The following is a 21,993-nucleotide window of genomic DNA, read 5'->3' on the forward strand; positions in this document are numbered from 1 at the left end:
CGACTCTTATAAAAGGACATCCCATGACCAAGCTCAACCCGTTGCGCGGAGTGTCGCGCCTGATGCTCGTTTGCCTGTCGACGGCTTTGTTCGGCGCCGCTGCGCACGCGCAAGCGTTACCGGACTCGATAGCGAAGTCGAAAACGATCAAGGTCGCGGTCAACTCGATCTATCCGCCGATGGAATACAAAGACCCTGAGACAGGCGACCTCGTAGGTTTTGACATTGATCTCGGCAATGCGATCGCCAAGCAGCTCGGCGTCAAGCTCGACTGGCAGGAGTCGGCGTTCGAACAGTTGCTGCCGTCGCTTACGACGGGGCGTGTCGATATGGTGCTGAGTGGCCTGAGCGACGTGCCGGGCCGGCGCGACACCGCGGATTTCCTCGACTACCTCAATTCCGGCGCGCAGTTTTACGTGCTGACCAGCGCGCGTGGGAATGAGATTCGTCAACCTGTCGACCTGTGCGGCAAGCCGGTTGGCACGAGCCGCAGCACCTCGTTTCCCGCCGACACGTCGGCATGGAGCACAAAGAACTGTGCGGGCAAGGCGCCCATCGAGGTCGTCGGTACGGAAGACACGTCGGCGGCGCGCATGCAGCTGAAGCAAGGACGCATCGTCGGGGGCGTGCAGGGCTCGGAAACGCTGCCATACGCAATGAAACTCGAACCGAACACCTACAAGCCGATTGGCGAGCCGTTCGCGACTTCGCCGGAGGGCATTGCGTTCGCGAAGTCCAACGCGAAGCTCCGTGATGCTGTCCATGCCGCGCTCAACAAGCTGATTGCGGACGGTACGTACAGCAAGCTTGTTGCGAAATGGGGCCTGCAATCGAGCGCGGTACGTCAGGTGACGATGAACGGAGTGGCCAGCAACTAAGTGACGGGCGCCGCTCAACCGACCTTCTCGTTCAGCCACGCGGCGAAGGCCGATACCAGCGGCGCCTCCGACAGCTCGTGTCGCGAGACGAGGTAATACGCGTGCCGCGAAGGTACGGTGATGTTGAACGGCCGGATCAGCGTGCCGTCGACCAGATCGTCGCGCACTGAGAAACTGTCGCCGAGTGCAACGCCTTGCCCATGCACGGCCGCCTCGATCCCGATGTGCGCGTTGCCAATCTCTAGAATGCGGATGCCTTCGAGCTTGTCGGCGTTGGCGTGCGCGAGCCAGCGCATCCACGAGCCGGCGTGTTCGCAGAACAGCGCCTTGCCCGCGAGGTCTTCTAGCTTGCGGATGGCGTCGGGTCCGTTCATCAACGCAGGGCTCACGACGGGAAACAGCGTCGGGTGCGTAATCAGCTTCACATGACGATCGCGCCAGCGGCCTTCGCCATAGCGCACGCAGACGTCCACATCAGGCGAATACACTTCGCGGTCATCGTTGGACGGAATGACCTTCAGGTTGATTCCGGGATATTGATCGAGAAACTCACCGATGTGCCGCGCCATCCAGCGCGAAGTAAACAGCAGTGGCGTGGACACGATGAGGTCGCCCGCCATTTCCGGCGAGTCGAGCTTGACCATCGCGTCCGCGATCACATCGAACGCGTGTTTGACGGGATGCAACAGCGTCTCGCCTTCGCGGGTCAGTTTCACCCTCGCTTTCGACCTGACAAACAGCGTGACACCCAACGATTCTTCGAGAATGCGGATCTGGTGGCTGACTGCGCTTGCCGTGACGTTCAGTTCGGTGGCCGCTCCGGCAATGCTGGAGCGCCTCGCGGCGGCTTCAAATGCGCGCAGCGGGTTGAGCGGTGGCAAGCGGTTCCTCATGGTTCGATCCGGATATCGGGAAAAGATGCTGAGAAAAATTTGATTTGAACTGAATTTAATTCTCGCTACAAGAAGAAAAACTGAATACGTAAAGTGAGAGGACTTCAACTGACAGGAGGGACGATGAAAGTTACTGAACCGATCGAGCGTTTGTGGGGTGGCCGTTTCAAATCGGGGCCGTCGGCGGCATTGGAGGCGCTATCGCGCTCGGACGCAAGCTTCTTCCGGCTGGCTCCCTACGACCTGGCGGGTTCGCGCGCACATGCACGTGAACTGCGCCGCGCAGCGATTCTCAACGACGAGGAACTGCACCTGCTGCTCGACGAAATCGGTAGGTTGGAAGCGCAATATCTGGCGGGCGAAGTCGGACCGTCGCAGGATGACGAGGACGTGCACACGTTTCTGGAACGCGTGCTGACGAAGCGTCTTGGCGCGACGGGCGGCAAGTTGCGCGCGGGTCGTTCGCGCAACGATCAGGCGGCCAACGACCTGCGGCTCTATCTGCGCGCGAAAGCCCGCACGTTGACGACTGCCGTGATCGCGCTGCAAAACGCGATGCTCGAACAGGCCGGCGCACACACGCACAGCGTGACGGCGGGCTTCACGCATCTGCAGCCTGCACAGCCGGTCGCGTTTGCGCATCAACTGCTCGCGCACGCACAGGCGATCTATCGTGATCTTGACCGCTTCGCTGACTGGGACCGGCGCAGCGCGCGTTCGCCGCTCGGCGCGGCGGCTCTGGCTGGATCGGCGATCTGCGTGCATCCAGAGCTGTCCGCTGTCGAGTTGGGTTACGACGCACCTTGCGAAAACTCGATCGATGCCGTGGCCTCGCGCGACCATGTGGCCGAGTTCGTATTCATCGCGAGCATGCTTGCCGTCAATCTGTCGCGCCTTTCGGAAGAAGTGATCCTGTGGACGACCCGCCAGTTCGGCTGGGTCGTGCTGGATGACGGTTATGCAACGGGCAGTTCGATCATGCCGCAAAAGAAGAATTCCGATATTGCAGAGCTGACGCGTGGCAAGGCGGGGCGCCTGATTGGCAACCTCGGCGGACTGCTTGCGACGCTCAAGTCGCTGCCGCTCGCGTACAACCGCGATCTCGCGGAGGACAAGATCGCCGCATTCGATTGCATCGACACGCTGGAACTCGTATTGCCAGCGATGGCCGGGATGATCCGCACGATGCGAGTGAACGTCGATGAAATGCGCAGACAGGCGCCGCTCGGGTTCACGCTGGCGACGGAGGTCGCAGACTGGCTCGCATTGCGCGGCGTACCGTTCAGCGAAGCGCACGAGATCACCGGCGCGCTGGTGCGCAAGTGCGAGGAGCTGGGTATTGAACTCAGCAACGTATCCGTCGACACGCTGACACAAGTCGACGTGCGACTCGATGCGGCCGTGCTCGAACATGTGACGCTCGATGCGGCGGTCGCCGCGCGCAGCGGCTATGGCGGCACCGCGCCGGCGCGCGTCGAAGAGCAGATCGCACGCCTGCGCGCGGCAGTCAGCAAGCAGGCAGAGTGGGCCGCCGACTACAAGGGGCCATCATGGTGAGCGCATCCAATCAGCAGGGCGCCTTGCCCGTGAACGCCGGGCAACACGCGGTGGAGTCGACGGGCGACCTCGGCGCTGTCGCGCATCTTGAGCACGTCAAGCGACGCTACTGGGGACGCTATGTGGCCTCGGCGGTGATCGTGGTGCTGCTCGGGTATATCGCGCTGGCGTTTGCGCATGGCCAGATCGAGTGGCGCTACGTCGGGCGCTTTCTCACGGCACGCTCGATCCTCGTCGGGCTGGGCAACACGATCGTGATGACGGTACTCGCGATGGCGCTGGGTATCGCGCTCGGCGTCATCACGGCGATCATGCGGCTGTCGACCAACCCGGTGCTGCAGGCGGTGGCGCAAGGTTATGTGTGGCTGTTTCGCGGCACGCCGGTGATTTTGCAGCTGCTGCTGTGGTTCAACCTCGCGCTGGTGTTTCCCACGCTGGGCATTCCGGGCCTGTTCACGGTGCGCACGGTCGACGTGATGACGCCGTTCCTCGCGGCGCTGCTGGGGCTCGGCATCAACCAGGGTGCGTACACCTCGGAAGTGGTGCGCGCGGGGCTGCTGTCGGTGGACACGGGGCAGTACGAGGCGGCGAAGTCGATCGGCATGGCGCGGCTGCACGCGTTGCGCCGGATCATCCTGCCGCAGGCGATGCGGGTGATCGTGCCGCCGATCGGCAACGAGCTGGTGGGGATGGTGAAGCTGACGTCGCTGGCGAGCGTGATCCAGTACGCGGAGATGCTGCACAACGCGCAGAACATCTACTACGCGAATGCGCGGGTGATCGAACTGCTGATGGTGGCGGGCATCTGGTATCTGGCGGTGGTGACGGTGCTGTCGTTCGTGCAGTCGCGGGTGGAGCGGCACTATGCACGCGGCGCGGGCCGCGCATCGGGGCGGCAATGAGCGCGATGAACGGGAGAGAGAAGATGAATCCGATCGTACGCGCGGTGGACGTGCGCAAGTCGTATGGCGAGTTCAGGGCACTGCAGGGGATCACGCTCGACGTGGCGCGCGGCGAAGTGCTGTGCGTGATCGGGCCGTCGGGCTCGGGCAAGAGCACGTTCCTGCGGTGTATCAACCAGCTGGAGCAGATCAGCGACGGCGCGCTATGGGTCAATGGCGAACTCGCGGGTTACCGGCGCGAGGGCAACAGACTGTATGAGCTGTCGGAGCGTCAGGTGGCGCGCCAGCGGCTGTCAACGGGGATGGTGTTCCAGCGCTTCAACCTGTTTCCGCACAAGACGGCGCTGGAGAACGTGATCGAAGGCCCGGTGCAGGTGCTCAAACGCAAGCGTGCCGAAGCGGAAGAGGAAGCGAGGGCGTTACTTGCACGCGTCGGGCTGGCGCACAAGTGTGACGCGTTTCCAGTCGAGTTGTCGGGCGGGCAGCAGCAGCGTGTCGCGATTGCACGGGCGCTGGCGATGCATCCGCAGCTGATGCTGTTCGACGAGCCGACGTCGGCGCTGGACCCGGAGCTGGTGGGTGAAGTGCTGGCGGTGATGCGCGATCTGGCGAAAAGCGGCATGACGATGATCGTGGTGACGCATGAGCTGGGCTTCGCACGCGAGGTGGCGAACCGTGTGCTGTTCATGGATCAGGGGCAAGTGGTGGAAACAGGCACGCCCGATCAGGTGTTCTCCAACCCGCAGCAGGCCCGTACACGGGACTTCATTTCGGCCGTGCTGTCGTGAACTGACCAGCGGGATTCAGATGTCTCCCGCTTCGACTTGCTACAACTACTCAACGGAGTTTTCATGAACGTATCTCGTCATCTACGCCGGATTGCCGTGCTGGCCATCAGTGCGGTTGCGCTGTACACGCCGCTATCCCATGCGCAAAGCGGCGCTCAGTCCATCGGCAAGAGCGTACTCGTCGCGGCCATCGTGCCAAACTATCCGCCGTTCGAGTACAAGGATCCGGCAACCGATCAACTGATGGGCTTTGATGTTGATCTCGGTGAAGCGCTGGCCGCAAAGCTCGGCGTGAAGATCGAATGGCAGGAAACGAGCTTCGACCAGATGATGAGCGCGCTGAACACGCATCGCGTCGATGTCATCCTCTCGGGGATGACCGACCTGCCTGCGCGCCGCGAAGCGGTGAATTTCCTCGACTACATCACGACGGGCCCGCAGTTCTATACGCTTAAGACCCGCGCCAATGCTTTCCCTTCGATGGACGCGTTGTGCGGCAAGACGGTCGGTACAAGCAGGCGAACGTCCTTCCCCGACGATATCGCTCGCTGGAGTAACGAGCATTGCGTGAAGGCGGGCAAGCCGGCGATCAAGGTGATCGGCACCGATGGCTCGTCGGATGCGCGGATGCAACTGCGGCAGAACCGCATCGATGCAGCGGTGCAGGGCGGTGAGACCTTGCCTTATCAGAACTCGGTGGAGCAGAATGCGTACGCACCGATCGGCCAGCCTTTTATGTCCCAATACACAGCCATTGGGATGTCCAAGGACAACCCTCGCCTGACAGCTGCACTGACAACGGCCTTTGACCAACTCGTCGCCGACGGGACGTACGCGAAGATTCTCGCGAAATGGGGTCTGCAGCAGCATGCCGTGCCGAAGGCTATGATGAACGCGGGTACCTGAACTATCAGTAGCCTGGTCGCGCGCCCGACTTCGATAACGCTGACTATAGTGGCCGTTAGCGGATGGTCATGCGTGCGACCACTTTGGCCGAAGAGCCTTCATCGGGCATCATGCGGACCAGACAATAATAGGGCGGGCTGTATCGAACTTTAGACTTGCTCTAGCGCAAACTGAGCCAATAGCCATCCGGCGCAGCGCGGTCAAAAGCTGCCGTTCGGGTACTCGAACCCGATTGCGCTCCGTGCGCCAAGCCACATAACCAGCTTGCACCGCCGCGTATATTCAGAATGTCAAAGAGAGCGATTGCGCCAGGCAAACTCCCATCTGCCGCGCCGAAGCGTCAAATCATCGCCGCCCCGTTGGTCTGGTTGCGCCGCCATCGAGCGTAACCTGTACATTGCTCATCTGGAGGCTTGAAATGAACAAGCTGCTCGTCATTCTGCTTCTTATCCCCGCTGTCACGGCATTTGCGCAGGGCACGGCATTCCCTGACGGTGCCACGACACCAAGTGCGGCTGACATTCAGCAACGCCTCGCTGGAAAAGCATTCGACATCAAGCTCGCAGACGGCAGCATGTGGCATGTCCAATACGGCAACGGAAGCGACTACGATTTCAAGTCGAGCAAGGGATTCGCTGATCACGGCGACTGGAAAGCAGAAGATGGCAAGGTCTGCAGCAAGGGAAGCAAGATGCCGTACGCCTGCAACGAGGTACGCGTGAAGGGCGACGACCTGTACCTCAAGCGCGATAGCGGTGAGATCGTGCAATTTATCGAGGCGCATTAAACGTCGTCGCGGATGACGTGACGGTCCGGTCGGCCACCGTCTGGCGCTTTTTCGCGGTTGGGCAATCGCATCGTTGGTGTCGGACTGCGCCGGCGGCTCGTAGGCCGCGAACGCCGCTCTTTTCAAAAGACCCCCGGGGTGCGTCGAGCCATTATGCACATGCATTAGCACATGCGACGCATGGGTCACAACCGTCCGTCAGTCATCACCATTAGCAGCGCCAATCCCAAATCTATTTCGGCATCAGGCAACTATCTCTTTGCTGGATAGGTGCACACCGTGCCGGATATCGATGCATTCAATCTCAACACTATGCAATAGGAATCAGCGAAAGTGATTCGTTAGCGAACTCACACGTGATCGACTTCTTTTCGCCTCTGTATCGTCATTGGCACCCTATATTTTCTTTCCGTCGTAACGCTTTGTAATAGAGGCAGCATCTCCACAAAGGCTGCCCGTTGTTTCCACACGCCACATTGCTGCTTGCTCATTCGGGTAACGTCATGGAGGCGTTCGTGAAAAGTATTGTCAATGCAATTGGTTCATCAACACTTAAAGGCGGCTTGCTTTGCAGCGCCATTTCCGTCGCGCTCGCCGCGGCCATCTGGCCGGTTGTCGCGCAGAGCCAGCAGCAGGCTGCTGCTGCGGCGGCGGCGAACACCGCGTCGCCGATCAGGCACGTCATCGTGATCGTCGGCGAGAACCGCACGTTCGACCACGTATTCGGCGCTTATACGCCGCGCCAGGGGCAGACGGTGGCGAACCTGCTGTCCAAGGGCATCATCACGGCCGATGGCCGCGCTGGGCCGAACTTCGCATTGGCCGCGCAATACATGGCCAGCGCGACAGACCCGAAGCGCTTCGAGATGGCGCCTGGTGGCAAACAGCCCTATCCGATGCTGCCGGCACCCAATACGGGCGGTACGGCGAGCGCGCCGAGCGATACCAGCCCGCCGCCGTTCGCCACGCTCGCCGTGGCGCAGGCCGTCGAGGGCGCAATGATCGAGCCTTGGGATGTCGTGCACCTGACCACGGGTGCGACCGGCGTGCCGCAGCATAGCGTCGATACGCGCTTCGGCTCGAACACATATAACCTGCCGAACGGACCGTATCAGATCTCGCGTGTCGGTCCCGACTATGACCAGTACATCAACAGCCCGGTGCACCGCTTTTACCAGAACTGGCAACAGGCCGATTGCAGCATCGATCACGCGACGCTCGACAATCCGAGCGGTTGCCAGATGGATCTGTTCGCGTGGGTAGAAACGTCGGTGGGCGCCGGTTCGAACGGCAATCCACAGCCCGCGAACTTCAACGACGAGACCACGGGCGAAGGCGCGACCGCACTCGGCTATTACAACGTGAATACCGGCGACATGCCGTATTTCACGCATCTCGCGCGCCAGTTCACGATCAGCGATAACTATCACCAGCCGGTGATGGGCGGCACGGGCGCGAACAGCATCATGATCGGCACCGCCGATGCGCTCTACTACACGGACGGCAGCGGCAATGCCACGAAGCCGCCGGTGAATCAGATCGAGAATCCACTGCCGCAGCCGAACACCAACAACTGGTACACGCAGGACGGCTATTCGGGCGGCACGTACAGCAACTGCTCGGACAGTCATCAGCCTGGTGTCGGCGCGCTGCGCCATTATCTTGATCGCTTGCCGTACAAGCCGGAAGCGAAGTGCGCGCCGAACACGTATTACCTGCTGAACAACTACAACCCCGGCTACAACGGGGATGGCACGGTCAATACGAGTTCATTCACGATCCCGCCTTCGCCGGTGCGGACGATCGCCGATACGCTGATCGAAAAGAACATCTCGTGGAAGTACTATGGCGAAGGCTGGAATACGTTTGTGAAGACGCCGGCCACGAGTGTCTACTGCAATATCTGCAACCCCTTCCTGTATGAAACCGCGATCATGACGAACCCCGCGTTCGTCAATGCACACCTGCAGGACACGACCGATCTGTACACGGACATTGCGAACGGTACGCTGCCGGCGGTGTCATTCGTGAAGCCGGGCGGTTTGCTCGACGGGCACCCGGAGTCGTCGAAGTTTGGGCTCTTTGAATCATTCGTGCACAAACTGGTCGATACGGTGCAGCGCGACCCGAGCCTGTGGGCCTCGACGGCAATCCTCATCACGACCGACGAAGGAGGCGGCTACTACGACTCGGGCTACATCCAGCCGCTCGATTTCTTCGGCGATGGCCCGCGCATTCCGATGATCGTCGTGTCGCCGTACTCGCGCGGTGGCCGTGTCGTGCACCAGTACTCAGATCACGCGTCGATCGTGAAATTCATCGAACGCAACTGGCATCTGAAGCCAATCACGCACAGAAGCCGCGACAATCTGCCGAATCCGATCCAGTTGCAGACGCATCCGTATGTGCCCGTCAATGCGCCCGCGATCGGCGATCTGTTCGATGCGTTCGAATTTCCGCGCACACCTTGACGGTGGGGGATTGAAGGCAGGGCCGAACCGGCTCTGCCAATCTGAAAGATTGGACCGCGCGGCATGATCGGGGGCGCGGTTTCTTCTTTTACTCCTGACGTTTCGTGTTCGTGGCGCCTCACGATTGACAGGTCATGGCCGACTGTACACCTACGCTTGCAGGTCACGCACCGGCTATGTGGCGCGCCTTCGGGCTTTTTTTGCCTTTGCGTGAGACGGAGCGCGGGCTGGCATCCTTTGGCAAGCGCTGAGGATTGCCAAGGAGCTCGATCAGCCGTGTCTCGCATCCGGAAAGCGAGTACCCGCGCCGCTGCGAGACCATGAAAATGAGAGGGCGCATGTGCCATGCGCGCCGTTGGAGTTCGACGAGTGTTCCATTCGCCAGGTCTTCCGCAACCAGATGATGCGGCATGTGCCCCCAGCACAAGCTTCCCCTGAGCAGATCGTGCTTCGCGCCGAGGTCATTCACGAGCCACTGGCGTTCACTGGCGACCCCCTGTTGTGTCTTTTCCGCATCGGGCTGATTGTCGGTTACGACGAGCTGGATGTGCCGGCCAAATTCCTCCCGCGGGATCGGCCCCGCGATTGCGGCCAGCGGATGCGATGGCGCACAGACGGTCACCATTTGCGCTTCACATAAATGCAGCCTTTCTATGGTGCCTGGGCTCAGTTCCGGCACGTCCGTGATCGTCACCGCCAATGCGCACGTGCCTTCGAGAACCAAACGTTCGCCGCCCTGCATGGTCGTCATGCGCAGATTGATTGCAACCGTTGGATAGTCCGCCTGCAGGGTGCGCAGGCATTCAATCAGGTGCGCACGCGGAAAATAGGTATCCACGGCAATCGAGATCTGCGGGACCCCGGCTTCAGCAATCGAAACCGCGCGCATCTTCATTTCCTCGGTGCGTGAGATCACCCCACGAGCATCAGGCAGGAGGCTGCGGCCCGCGGCCGTAAGCGTCGCTTTGCGAGTGTTGCGCTCGAACAGCAACACATCAAAGGCGCCCTCGAGCGCGTTGATCGCGTGACTGATCGCCGACTGTGCACGCCTCAGTTCCCGTGCAGCCCCGGAAAAACTTCCCTGGTCACACACGGCGACGAAGGCCCGAAGTTGATTGATGGTGACGTTGTCAAGCATAGATATCCAAAAAGTAGATGGCACTGATAGATATTTCGTCAATTGGCTTCATGAATCAAGCGCTTCAGAATCGTGCTTGTCGCTTTTGTTTCGAAGGATGCATGACATGAACAGACTGAATGGAAAGACGGCCGTGATTACCGGCGGCGCGACCGGCATCGGCCGCGCCGCAGCAAAGCGCTTCATCGAGGAGGGCGCCTTCGTTTTCATCTTCGGGCGCCGGCAGGAAGCGCTCGACGCCTCTGTGGCCGACCTCGGGCCCAATGCCCGCGCGGTGAAGGGCTCGGTCTCCGATCTGGCCGACCTCGACCGACTGTACGCGACGGTGAAGGCCGAGCGCGGAACCCTCGACATCGTCTTCGCCAATGCCGGGGCGGGAAGCCCACTCCCGCTCGGCAAGATCACCACGGAGCACATTGACGAAACCTTCGACACCAACGTGAAGGGCACGATCTTCACGGTCCAGAAGGCGCTGCCGCTAATGGGCGAGGGCGGTTCGATCATCCTGACGGGATCGAGCGCCGGCACCACGGGCACCCCGGGATTCAGCACCTACAGCGCGAGCAAGGCGGCAGTGCGCAACCTCGCGCGGACCTGGGCGGAGGACCTGAAGGGCACCGGCATCCGGGTAAACGTGCTGTCGCCCGGGCCGACTGCGACCGAACTCGCGAAGGAAGCGCTGGGCGAGGAGGGCATGAAGGTCTTCGCCTCGATGAATCCGCTTCAGCGCATGGCCGATCCGGCGGAGCTCGGGGCGGCGGCCGCCTTTCTCGCGTCGCAGGACAGCAGCTTCATGACCGCCAGCGAGGTCGCCGTCGACGGCGGCCTGGCGCAAATCTGACGCGCTACGCCCCGCCGGTCACTCCATTCGATATTCGGAGTCCGCAGGGCGTGGTAAACCGAAGGAGAATCTATGAGCTACGCAATTATTGGCTTCGGCAAGATCGGCCAGGCGCTTTCCAAGGCGTTTGCCCGAAGCGGCATCGAAGTATCCGTTGCAACCACTCGCGACCCGGAAAGCTTCGCATCCGCTGCGGCCGCGATCGGACCCACGATCATTCCCAAAAAACTGGCGGAAGCGGTCAAGGCGGACATCGTCTTTCTGGCTGTCCGTTTCGAGTCGCACCCGGATGTCGCGAAGGCGCTGTCCATCTGGCAGGGGAAGATCATCGTCGATGTGACCAATGCCTACGGCGTGCCCCTGAGGAACTGGCGGGACAAGCTTCTTCCAAGGCCGTCGCGCAGGCCTTCTCTGGTGGACGGCTGGTTAAGGGCTTCAATCATTTGCCCGCAGCCGTCCTTGCCCAGGACCCGGCCGTACATGGTGGGAGAAGACTCGTGTTCCTGGCGAGCGACGATGACGGCGCCGCAGCGGAGATTGGTGCGCTTGCGGAGAATCTCGGTTTCGCGCCGATCAAACTTGGCGGGCTTTCTGAAGGTGGGCTGCTAGTCCAGGCGCGCGGAAATAGCTGGGGTCAACTGATCTTTAAGGACCTGGTCAAGTTCGACTGATGAATCGTGATCGCAAATTTCGATGCGATCCTGCCTCATGGACAAAGGGCACCCACAGTACTGAGTGGATCATTTCGGGCGAGGTCTGGCCGCTGGCTGGCACGCACCGCGGGCACGCGGGATTTCCCAGGTCGTTGGCGGCACACCGTTGCGCTGCAATGTGACGCGCGATTGCTGCGCGCCAGGTCTGAGGCGGTCTGCAGTGGCTCAGGTGGCTTCTCACCCGGGTTGAACCTGCTGGCACTCCGTTTCGAACCAATGGTCGACCAGGCGCTGCGCGGCGTGTAGATCCTCTGGGAACTTTGGGTCGTCGTTCCATGGTGACGGGTTGTAGCCCGCTTTCCTCAGGGCCGAGAGCTCGCTTTGTTGTTGCGCCCTCGTGGGAGGCGCGTTGCTTCTAAGCGAGGCAAGGTCACGGCACTCTGTTGGGCTCAGATGTGGCCCACTTTGTGGCACGCCGGCGGCGGCACATCCAGTCAGCAGGAGCACCAACGCTGCAAGCGTCGAGCGGTTTCTCGGGAGGTTTTCCATAGCGCATCTCCACGCGTCCAATTGGCGCAACGCAAGCGGCGCGATGCCGCCGGTCGCGCGTGACTTCCGCGTTTATTGTGCCTTAGTCCAGTCACCGGAAGTCGCGCACTGTACCAAGAGATGAAAGTCAGGTGCCAGCGCCTCGAATGATCATCGGCGGGACGGGCTACTCCCTCACCAGAAGCCAAGCATCTTCCACCAGAGGCTGCCGACCACCGCGAAGATCAGCAACTCCACCGCACACATCACAAACCCGACGCGCCACCAGGTTCCCATCGTGACATAGCCGCTACCGAAGATAATCGGCGAGGTGCCCGTCGCATAGTGGGTCAGCGTCATCATGATCGCCGAGCCGGCCGCCATCATCAGCATGAACGGCGCCACGTATTCGGGTGGTATCAGATGGACCCCGACCGTCAGGAAGGCGAGCATCATCGCACTGATGTGTGCCGTCGTGCTGGCGAACAGGTAGTGTGAAAAAACGAAGGCCAGTACCAGGATCGTGGCAGTGGCGCCCCAGCCGATGCCGCTGGCAACGATTGCGCTCTTCATGGCTTCCGAGAACCAGGTGATCACGCCTTGCTTGTTCAGTTGCTCGGCCAGCATGATCAGCGCGCCAAACCACACCAGCGTGTCCCAGGCGCTCTTCTCCGACAGCACATCGTCCCAGTCGATGGTGCCGGTGATGATCAGCAAGAACAGGCCGACGAAGGCGACCACTGTGGGGTCCAGGATGAACGACGGACCGAATACCATCGCCGGCACGTCGGCCCACAGCAGCAGTAGCAGCGCGAAGGTCCCCAACATGACCATTTCCTTCGGCGACATGGGGCCCATCTTCGCCAGTTCGGCGCGGGCATACGATACCGCATTGGGTGTGGCATGGAGTTGCGGCGGCGCCAGTACGTAGATCACAAGTGGCATGACCAGCATGCAAAGCAGGCCGGGCAGCATCATGCACAGCGCCCAGCTCGTCCAGGTCAGATGCAGGCTCTGATTGGTCGCCTTGGCGATGTAGTCCACCACCAGCGGATTGGGCGCGGTGGCGGTTAAAAACATCGCCGAGGTGATCGGGTTGGCGTGATAGTTGACCATCGCCAGGTAGGCGCCGACCTTGCCCTCGGTGCCTTTGGCGGGATCCGAGTCGAAAGCGTTGGCGATCGACTTCATGATCGGATGCACGATGCCGCCGCCGCGCGCGGTATTGCTCGGTGTGAACGGCGCCAGCACCAGTTCACAGACGGCCAGACCATAGCCGATGCCTACCGTGCGCTTGCCGATCAGTGAGATGAATATCAGGCCGATGCGACTGCCCAGCCCGGTCTTCTTCAGCCCGCGGGAGATCAGGATGGCCACCACGATCAACCAGATCAGCGGACTGTCGAAGGCGGTCAGCGCATCGGCGATCGCCCCCTTGGACGAGGTCGAGGTCACCTGTGACAGCGAGAGGACTACGATTGCCATCACCGCCATGACCCCGATCGGCATGACCTTCAAAATAATCGCAACGATTGTTGTCAGAAATATAGCAACGAGACCCCAAGCCTTGGGCTTCAGCCCCTCGGGCACAGGTAGCAGCAGCAGGGTTACCAGCACGGCCGTTGTGATCAGCGCGGGACCAAGTCGGAACGGGACAACGCTGTTGAAGTAGCGGAACGTCGCTTTTAGTCTTGTGAGCATTCTGCGATCCTTCCCGAAATAGTTGGCCGCGTCCGCTGGAACATAGTTCAGAGAGGTCCGTTTGGCAATGGGCAGCTTGCCTCTCTCCCGCACTTTCAGGAAGGCGCAGACGCTGATCTGTCGTGACCTACACGCCGCAGGCATACTGTTCAATGGATGCCGGAAGGCAACGCAATGCGTATAGCAATGGGTTGCATCAATGTGATGGACGTTTCCTTTGCGCGAATGCGACTGTCGGCAATGGGTCAGCTGCCTCCTGCATCGGGCAGTACCCGGCCAATCGATGACGCGCTCGTTGTCGACAGCGACGGCCGTTGTACCCGGGAGCAGCCATTGGAGTGACCTCACGATGAACGACGGAAATGGTCCGGATAAGACGCATTCGTCACACGCTCGATTCCGACCGCCATCCGGAGAATCGGTGTCTCGTAGGACAGCTTGCCGGCGCGGCGCCCGGCGCCACTACGTTTTTCAGTGACGATCAACGTCGATCTTTTTGACCATCGAGCTTGCGCGGTCCAATCAGCGCGGTAACCGCTAGAATTGCGGTTTTAGCCGGAATACGCCCATGTCTTTTGCCTCGCTTGGCCTGATCGCTCCCTTGCTGCGTAATGTGCAGGACCTCAATTACCAGACACCTACGCCGGTGCAGGTCAAGGCGATTCCTGTTGTGCTCAGTGGCAAGGACGTCATGGCTGCGGCACAGACGGGCACTGGCAAAACGGCGGGCTTTGCGTTGCCGCTGTTGCAACGGCTGGTGCAACATGGCCCGCCCGTGTGCAGCAATCGCGCGCGTGTTCTGGTGCTGGTGCCCACGCGTGAACTGGCCGAACAAGTCCTGCAAAGCTTTATCGCTTACGGCAAAGGCCTCGACTTACGATTTCTGGCCGCCTACGGCGGTGTGAGTATCAACCCGCAGATGATGAAGTTGCGCAAAGGCGTACATGTACTCGTTGCCACGCCGGGCCGTTTGCTCGATCTCAATCGCCAGAACGCAGTGCAGTTTGATCAAGTACAAACGCTGGTGCTGGATGAAGCCGACCGCATGCTGGATCTGGGCTTTGCGCGCGAACTCAACGCCGTCTTTGCTGCCTTGCCCGCTCAGCGCCAGACCCTGCTGTTCTCTGCCACGTTCACCGATGATATTCGCGCTATGGCCGCGAGCATTCTGCGTGGCCCGGTCAATATCAGCGTCAGCCCGCCCAATGCCACGGCCAGCAAGATCAGGCAGTGGGTGGTGCCGGTGGATAAAAAGAACAAGCCTGACCTCTTCATGCACCTTGTGGCTGAGAACAACTGGGAGCACGCGCTGGTGTTCGTCAAAACCCGCAATGGCGTGGATTACCTGGCGGCCATGCTGGATGAAGCGGGATACGCGGTCGACACCATTCACGGCGACAAGCCGCAACCCGCGCGCCTGCGTGCGCTGGAGCGCTTCAAGACGCGCGAAGTACAGATGCTGGTCGCCACCGATGTGGCTGCGCGCGGGCTGGATATCGACGATCTGCCGCTGGTGATCAACGTTGATTTGCCGATCGTGGCGCAAGACTATGTGCACCGTATTGGCCGTACCGGCCGCGCGGGCGCCAGCGGCGTGGCGGTGTCTCTTGTGTGTGCCGATGAAGCGCCGCAACTGGCCGCGATTGAAGCGCTGATCCGGCAAACGCTGCCCCGTGAAGAAGAGCCGGGTTTTGAAGCCGAACACCGCGTGCCGCAAACCAGCGCGACGGGCCAGATCATCAAGAAACCCAAAAAGCCTAAGAAACCCAAAGTGCCGCAAGCTGCGCCGGGCGCCATGCCGGTGCTCAGCAACAAACCGCGCCCGCAAAGTGGCGAAAACAAACGCAAGCCTGCGGCGCAGCGCGCTGTGGCCACGAGTAAAGGCACAGGCCTGTCCAGCGGTAACCCATTCAGCGTGCAAAAGCCACGCAGCAAACCCGCCAGCAAGCCAGCTACGGGTTCACATAAGCCGGCTGGCAAACCCACTGGTGGCCGTGGCAAACGCCAACCCTGATCCTTGCGGATGAGTAACGCAGCCCTCTGTAACCGGCGGGCGGTTTGCGGCCCGCTGACAGGCGGCGCGGCTTCGGCCAAGAACGAATGGCGCAATATAGGCGAGTCTCCAACGCGTACCGAGTCGCACATCGCCGCAGCACCGGAGACGCAAACCGCACAATCAACCCGTGGGCGCCAACCCTCTGACGCCAGCACGGTCGAAACCTGTTCGACCGGCGCGGGCATGCTTCAGCAAATCTTCAGCGCGTCAGACTATAACGGTTGATGCGAACTGTATTACCTGCCGCGATTCTTCCGGAATTTTTTCGAGGTTGCTGAATAGCAATACACGGTCACTGGTGCTGACCTTCGTCCGGCCAATAGTGATGCCGTGAACCGCGCCAGCAAACGATCACTGCTTGCGACACCTCGAACCAGGGGGCGCCATGAACGAGAATGCAACGACTCGGTTCCGTCTGGACGAATGGAGTGAGCTACTGCTGCTGGCGATGAAGACGAGTCTGTCGGTAGCCCACGAACTGGGCTTGCTACCGGACGCTGTGCTCGACTGTGCGGCGAGGCATCTGCAATTCCATGATTTCGAATGTTTCGCATCGGCGATGCTGGGGGCTTCGCGAGCACAAACTTGCTGTCATGGACGACGTGATTGCATCACCGCAATCGAAGTCGCGTACATCAAAACGGTCGCGGCATGCATTGACAGCAACAGGAGTGTGCTGGCTTGCATGCCTGCAATGTGTGCCTCCGACGTTCCGTATCAAGTCGATGCGCCTGCTCAGGCATACGAACGGGTGAGCGCGGCCGTTCAGACGTTGAAATATGACGTTCAGAGCACGTTTTCGCTAAGTGGCGGATTGACCGATGCGTCTGTGGAAGAGGCTTCGGGACTTGCAAGGGCACTTGCGGCGATTACGCCAGCGGACAGCGACGTCAAGGCCTACGAGCGTGCGCTGACCGCAGTGTTGCATGTGCGATTCGCGATGGAGGACCAGGCTGTTCGTGACGACGCCGAGCACCATCAAAGCGGCGTCGGGCATCTGGAATCCATGCATCTGCCGTCTGCGTCAGGCACGCGGATATAGCGACAACGCAATACTGTCAGGCTGCACAGGTGATTGATCCTTCGCCTTCAGCCTGGCGTTGCGGCGTTCAACTTCGGAAGCCTTTACTTGGCAAGCTATGCAAAGGCCATTACCCGAGTGTATTCCCTAAAACCTTAGATTAAGCTTAAGAAGATATACTTTTTCGAACATTTTAATGTTTGATCTTATTTTTCAATCTGGAATTGAATCATTCATTAATTTCATTAAATTCGAAATGTTCCGTTTTGACGTCTGATCGTTTCAGCGAATGAACGCGATGCCAGGCGTTTTCCCTTACATCATGTATTTTTCTCCGAACATTTCTCTTTTTTCACCGCTATTCTCGCTTTCCATTTCATAACCAAGGCTTACAGCGCTGACAATTCTAATTCCCGTGCCCGATCCGAAGATCGACGCACCGCAGATCCTTGTGCCTTGCCGCATTTGTTCCTCCACGTCTTCACGATCAAGCACGACGTTCTATACCCACGTCAGCGATATAAGCGAATGCGGCATTGCAGCGCGATTGGTATTTCTGGTCGATTTGTATCGCTTCTCATTGTTATTTCTGATTTTCGACGCGCGCTCAATCTTACGAAAACATCAATCCGGGTCGATATGAATATTTCGTATTCCATACGTTCATTCAAATCTCTGAATAGAAACTATCAATTTATTTTCTGTGCATTATTTCCGCCCATTCCTCATCCTTACCACTGGAACGAAGCACTGCATCAAGCCGCTTCGACTAAATGGATGACGTGAGCCCACGTGTGTGATGAATCATCGAGGCGCTCCAGTAGATCCCGTGCAGCACTCAAGTTTTTCCCCACCTGTTTTTGCCGCTCAAAGGAGCCGACTGATGAAAAAACCTTTATTGGCCTTCCTGCTCGTTGCGACAGCCGTAATCGCCGGATGCGGCGGCTCAGACAACTCGACTCCGACTCCGGCGTCATCGACACTCGCCCCCACGCCGTCCAGGCTGCTGACGAACATTGCCGTACCCAATGCCAAGACACCCGCGTTTAGCTTCGATATCGGCTACACGGAAGCGGGCAAGTACTATCTGGCGGATCGAAATAACAAAGCCGTCGATGTCTTCGATACGAAATCGAATACGCTGATCGCGCAGATTCAAGGAAGTTTTACCGGTGCAGGCGCGAGTACGGATGCGTCCGGGCCTGACGGCATCGTGGGTGTGACAGGAATGAATACGCTGTATGTGGGCGACGTAGATTCCGTGAAGATCGTCGATACGTCCGCGATGAAAACGGTCAAGACGATTCCAATCAGTACATCAGGCTCGCGCGTCGATGAAGGCTGCTACGATCCCGACGATCATCTCATCATGTTCGCGAGCCCTGGCGATACACCGCCGTACGTGACTTTCATTTCGACCACGACGCAAGCCGTCGTATCGAAACTGGTCTTCACTGGCTCATCGGGACTGGAAGCTTGCACGTACGACTCATCCTCAAAGAATTTCCTGATCAATAACGATGGAACGGCGGCCAACCCGGACGGCGAACTCGACGTCATCACCGCCGCTTCCGTCACGTCAGGTACGCCCACTGTCAGCAAGTCCTTTCCGCTCGGCAAATGTGGACCCACTGGCATTGCGCTCGGTCCTAACGGCGATGTGCTGATTGGTTGCGATCCGTCTGCGGGGAGTCCGCTGATCACGTTGATTCTCGATCGCAACACGGGTTCCCAGCTCGCATCGGTACCGTTCGGCGGAACGGACCAGGTCACCTACGATCCGACGTCGAACCGCTACTTCTTGCCAGCGCGCCATTGGGTGACGAGCGGCACGGCGGCGGCATCGGGTTTCACGCCGCAAATGGGTGTGATCGACGGGGCGACGCGCAAGCTGCTCTACACCGTCGCGGTGGGAAGCGGCGCGCACTCGGTTGCCGTCGATAGCGACCTCGGTCAGGTCTATGTGCCGTTCCAGGCAGGCGCCGGAGCGTTCCCGAATGGTGGAGTTTCGGTTTTCGCCACGAAGTAGTCGGCTCATCGTATTGGTGACCTTTGCACGAGACTTCGGTCGTCGCAGTGCTCAGCCAGCGGACAAGACATTGTCGGCTGGCTTTTTTCACTTCACTAACAAAAAAACCATATCGATGATTGCCCCGCTTCTTCTGCGCCCGGATCGCCGATTGTGCCGGTATGTTCAAGCGTCGTCTCTCTTCGGCTCATGGCTATTGACTACCGGAGCAAAAAAGCGGAGCGTGTCTCTCTGGCATTAGGTTCGCTGTTGTCTCGATCAGACTCCCGAGGTGACCATGTGGATCTTCCGCGTCGATGAACCGCGTCTCGGGGTCATCCGTATTCGAGAATGGCGCCGCCGCGCGCGCTACACGATCAGCCTTCTCGTGCTGCTGCTCTGCGGCACCGTCACTGGGTTGGTCGCCTGGATCAGTCCAGTACCTCTTTCCCCAACAAAATGTTTACGGCCCTATGGGATGGGGTCAACCTCGTCACGACACTCGGAGCCTTCAGCGAGTTCAATCAGCCTCAAAAGACCTTCATGCTGCTGGCCATGATCGCGACACTGCTGATCGGCGGATTCGCGGTTTCGAGGCTCACGGGGATGTTGTCAGGGGACGACGTGATGGTTTATCGGGAGAACAGGGTGATGGAACACAAACTCGAACGACTCGCCAATCATGTCGTGGTCGTTGGATTCCATTCGCTAGGAGAGTTGGTCGCAAAACGCCTGCATGAAGCGGGAGAGACCGTACTCGTCCTCGTGGGCGATCAGGATCAGGCCGACCGGGCTGCCGATAGCGGCCACATGGTCGTGCTCGGCTCGCCGAATGCGTTCGACGACGTGCTCAAGCGTGCACGCCTGGACAGCGCCAAGGCCATGGTCGTGACGACACCCGACAGCAACAACAATCTCGCCATCACCTTGCTGGCCCATGCGCTGAACGCTTCGCTCGCGATTGCAGTACCCAGCGAAAACCCTTTGAGACAGAGGTTGTTCGAAAGCGCGGGTGCATCCAACGTAGTCATAGCCGATGACATCATCGCCAATGCGCTGATCAGTAGGCTTACAACAGCAGTGGAGGCGACATGAAACCCGTAGCACCGCCGCCGTCTCATCTGCATCACATGCCTTTCCTGCAGGGGCTTCTGCCCGTCAATCCCGCGCAACTGCCGCACGACATCGTCGCCGGGATTACGCTGGCGGCACTCGGCATTCCCGAGGTGATGGGATACACGAAGATTGCCGGCACGCCCACGGTCACGGGCCTTTATACGATTTTGCTGCCGCTTGTGGCGTTCGTGGTCTTTGGTGCGTCGCGTCAACTGGTCGTCGCTGCGGACTCCGCGACAGCCGCTATTCTCGCGGGTACGCTGACGGCCGTCGCCGCGTTGGGCAGCAAGGAGTATGTCTACCTGACGAGTACTGTCGCCGTGACGGTTGCCGTGATGCTGGTGATCGCGCGCGTCTTTCGTCTGGGTTTTCTGGCCGACTTTCTTTCGCGCAGCGCGTTGATCGGTTTCCTGACGGGCGTGGGCGTCCAGGTCGCGGCAGGCGAACTGGCTGGGCTGATCGGACTCGCGAAGCAGGGACACGGCCCGTTGATGCAGATCGTGTCCGTGTTTGAGCGCGTCGCTGAGGCGAACTATCAGACTACAGTGCTTTCGATTGCCGTCCTTGTCGTGATCATCGGTTGCAAGCGTATCGCGCCGCACGCACCCGGTGCGCTGATCGCCGTGATCGGTTCCATCGTGGCAAGCGGCGTGTTCAATTTCGCCGGCCGTGGTATCGCTGTAACGGGTGAGGTGCCTGGCGGGCTCCCGTCGCTGTTCCTGCCACCGTTGCATATGGGCGAGATCAACCAGGTACTGGTGACAGCCGGCTCGTGCTTCATCGTCATCATCGCTCAGAGCGCGGCGACAGCACGCGCGTACGCCAACCGCTACAACGAAAAGGGTGACGACAATGCAGACATCATCGGGCTCGCTGCAGCGAACGCAGCAGCGGCGTTCACGGGCACTTTCGTCGTGAACGGCAGTCCGACCAAGACCGAGATGGTCGACGATGCAGGCGGCCGCACTCAAGTCGCCCATCTGACAACGGCCGTCATCGTGCTGCTGGTGCTGCTATTTCTCACGAGGCCGCTGAGTTTTCTGCCTGCCGCCGTATTGTCGGCCATCGTCTTCATGATCGGCGTGAAGCTGGTCGACGTGAAGGGCATGACCGAATTGTTTCGCATGCAGAAGGATGAATTCGTCGTCGCGTTGCTGACGGCGGGCGTGGTCGTGTTTGTCGATGTGATGCACGGCATTCTCGCTGCAGTCGTGCTTTCGCTGATCGCGCATGCGAGGCATAGCTATCGCTTGCGCACACGTGTATTGACGCGCGGTCCTGCCAGCCACTGGGTCGCGCATCATGTCGAGCCGAATCTGCTCGCGGCGCCTGGCATCGTCGTGTACCGCTTCGAAGCGGATCTGTTCTACGCGAACACCGGCCGCTTCACGGAAGAAGTGCTGAAGCTCGTCAACGACGCGAGTGAGCCGTTGCGCTGGGTGGTGATCGACGCAACGGAGATCAACAATATCGACTACACAGCGGGCAAGAAATTGGTGCAGTTGGGTGAAGAACTGGACAAGCGTGGAGTGGGCATCGCCACGGTCGCGCTTCCGACGGGTGTGCGGCATGAACTCGACCGGTACAAGGCGCTGCGAGCGAATGGCGCGCATCGCGAGATATTCGCGACAGTGGACGCCGCCGTCGAGGCACTCCGCGATTTCTCGCCACCTGCACCAGCACCTGCACCTTCACCGGGTGCAAAACGGAAATGAAGCAAAGCCAACTGACGCATGTTCGATTCGACCT

Annotated in this window: 18 protein-coding genes and 1 pseudogene; 14 read left to right on the plus strand and 5 right to left on the minus strand. The window is 59.9% G+C overall.

From position 1 onward, the window contains the following. Positions 1-23 precede the first annotated feature (23 nt). The gene (locus H1204_RS40125) at positions 24-878 is read left to right on the plus strand and encodes an ABC transporter substrate-binding protein (protein ID WP_180734169.1); all 855 of its coding nucleotides are present in this window, start codon (positions 24-26) and stop codon (positions 876-878) included. A 14-nt stretch (positions 879-892) separates the two neighbouring features. On the opposite strand, the gene H1204_RS40130 is transcribed toward H1204_RS40125, so the two are convergent. Continuing rightward, entirely contained in the window at positions 893-1,771 is an 879-nt protein-coding gene (locus tag H1204_RS40130) for a LysR substrate-binding domain-containing protein (RefSeq protein WP_180734170.1), read from the minus strand. A 123-nt stretch (positions 1,772-1,894) separates the two neighbouring features. Here H1204_RS40130 and argH point away from each other — a divergent pair, with 123 nt between their 5' ends. The 6 genes from argH (at position 1,895) to H1204_RS40160 (ending at position 9,182) form a co-directional block, all read left to right on the plus strand. Then, a complete protein-coding gene (argH, locus tag H1204_RS40135; protein ID WP_180734171.1) occupies positions 1,895-3,328 on the plus strand; it encodes an argininosuccinate lyase in 1,434 nt (477 codons plus the stop codon). After that, the gene (locus tag H1204_RS40140) at positions 3,322-4,230 is read left to right on the plus strand and encodes an amino acid ABC transporter permease (protein ID WP_180734172.1); all 909 of its coding nucleotides are present in this window, start codon (positions 3,322-3,324) and stop codon (positions 4,228-4,230) included. Before argH ends, H1204_RS40140 begins: the two co-directional genes overlap by 7 nt. 5 nt (positions 4,231-4,235) lie before the next feature. After that, positions 4,236-5,018 (plus strand): amino acid ABC transporter ATP-binding protein, encoded by a 783-nt coding sequence (locus H1204_RS40145; RefSeq protein ID WP_180735208.1) that lies wholly within the window; start codon positions 4,236-4,238, stop codon positions 5,016-5,018. A 63-nt stretch (positions 5,019-5,081) separates the two neighbouring features. After that, positions 5,082-5,924: an ABC transporter substrate-binding protein gene (locus H1204_RS40150; protein ID WP_180734173.1), complete on the plus strand. Its 843-nt coding sequence runs from the start codon at positions 5,082-5,084 to the stop codon at positions 5,922-5,924. 418 nt (positions 5,925-6,342) lie between these two features. Then, a complete protein-coding gene (locus H1204_RS40155) occupies positions 6,343-6,711 on the plus strand; it encodes a hypothetical protein (protein WP_180734174.1) in 369 nt (122 codons plus the stop codon). Between the two features lie 503 nt (positions 6,712-7,214). Then, positions 7,215-9,182, plus strand: coding sequence for an alkaline phosphatase family protein (locus H1204_RS40160; protein ID WP_180735209.1), 1,968 nt, complete (start codon positions 7,215-7,217; stop codon positions 9,180-9,182). 163 nt (positions 9,183-9,345) lie between these two features. On the opposite strand, the gene H1204_RS40165 is transcribed toward H1204_RS40160, so the two are convergent. After that, entirely contained in the window at positions 9,346-10,320 is a 975-nt protein-coding gene (locus H1204_RS40165) for a LysR family transcriptional regulator (RefSeq protein ID WP_180734175.1), read from the minus strand. Between the two features lie 106 nt (positions 10,321-10,426). Between H1204_RS40165 and H1204_RS40170 the strand changes: the two genes are divergently transcribed. Both H1204_RS40170 and H1204_RS40175 read left to right on the plus strand, forming a co-directional pair. Continuing rightward, positions 10,427-11,161: an SDR family oxidoreductase gene (locus tag H1204_RS40170; RefSeq protein WP_180734176.1), complete on the plus strand. Its 735-nt coding sequence runs from the start codon at positions 10,427-10,429 to the stop codon at positions 11,159-11,161. A 72-nt stretch (positions 11,162-11,233) separates the two neighbouring features. Then, positions 11,234-11,832 (plus strand): annotated as a pseudogene (locus H1204_RS40175) (NADPH-dependent F420 reductase). Between the two features lie 219 nt (positions 11,833-12,051). Here the strand turns inward: H1204_RS40175 and H1204_RS40180 are convergent. Both H1204_RS40180 and H1204_RS40185 read right to left on the minus strand, forming a co-directional pair. Continuing rightward, positions 12,052-12,363 (minus strand): DUF4148 domain-containing protein, encoded by a 312-nt coding sequence (locus tag H1204_RS40180; protein WP_180734177.1) that lies wholly within the window; start codon positions 12,361-12,363, stop codon positions 12,052-12,054. A 174-nt stretch (positions 12,364-12,537) separates the two neighbouring features. Continuing rightward, positions 12,538-14,043, minus strand: a complete 1,506-nt coding sequence (locus tag H1204_RS40185) for a DASS family sodium-coupled anion symporter (RefSeq protein WP_180734178.1) — start codon at positions 14,041-14,043, stop codon at positions 12,538-12,540. 568 nt (positions 14,044-14,611) lie between these two features. Between H1204_RS40185 and H1204_RS40190 the strand changes: the two genes are divergently transcribed. Together H1204_RS40190 and H1204_RS40195 are read left to right on the plus strand one after the other, a co-directional pair. Beyond that, positions 14,612-16,057, plus strand: coding sequence for a DEAD/DEAH box helicase (locus tag H1204_RS40190; RefSeq protein WP_180734179.1), 1,446 nt, complete (start codon positions 14,612-14,614; stop codon positions 16,055-16,057). A 427-nt stretch (positions 16,058-16,484) separates the two neighbouring features. Further along, positions 16,485-17,141 carry a hypothetical protein gene (locus H1204_RS40195; RefSeq protein WP_180734180.1) on the plus strand — a complete coding sequence of 219 codons (657 nt, stop codon included), beginning with the start codon at positions 16,485-16,487 and terminating at the stop codon, positions 17,139-17,141. Positions 17,142-17,435: 294 nt separating this feature from the next. Here H1204_RS40195 and H1204_RS40200 read toward each other — a convergent pair whose 3' ends face one another. Then, positions 17,436-17,615 carry a hypothetical protein gene (locus H1204_RS40200; protein ID WP_180734181.1) on the minus strand — a complete coding sequence of 60 codons (180 nt, stop codon included), beginning with the start codon at positions 17,613-17,615 and terminating at the stop codon, positions 17,436-17,438. A gap of 388 nt (positions 17,616-18,003) precedes the next feature. On the opposite strand from H1204_RS40200, the gene H1204_RS40205 reads away from it, so the two are divergent. The 3 genes from H1204_RS40205 to H1204_RS40215 all read left to right on the plus strand — a co-directional run bounded on the left by H1204_RS40205 (position 18,004) and on the right by H1204_RS40215 (position 21,959). Beyond that, a complete protein-coding gene (locus tag H1204_RS40205; RefSeq protein ID WP_180734182.1) occupies positions 18,004-19,149 on the plus strand; it encodes a hypothetical protein in 1,146 nt (381 codons plus the stop codon). Between the two features lie 330 nt (positions 19,150-19,479). Further along, the gene (locus H1204_RS40210; protein ID WP_243468886.1) at positions 19,480-20,223 is read left to right on the plus strand and encodes an NAD(P)-binding protein; all 744 of its coding nucleotides are present in this window, start codon (positions 19,480-19,482) and stop codon (positions 20,221-20,223) included. Further along, positions 20,220-21,959, plus strand: coding sequence for a SulP family inorganic anion transporter (locus tag H1204_RS40215; RefSeq protein ID WP_180734183.1), 1,740 nt, complete (start codon positions 20,220-20,222; stop codon positions 21,957-21,959). Before H1204_RS40210 ends, H1204_RS40215 begins: the two co-directional genes overlap by 4 nt. The last annotated feature ends 34 nt before the right edge of the window (positions 21,960-21,993 follow it).

It is taken from the genome of Paraburkholderia sp. PGU19 (genome assembly GCF_013426915.1).
Taxonomy (GTDB): Bacteria; Pseudomonadota; Gammaproteobacteria; order Burkholderiales; family Burkholderiaceae; genus Paraburkholderia.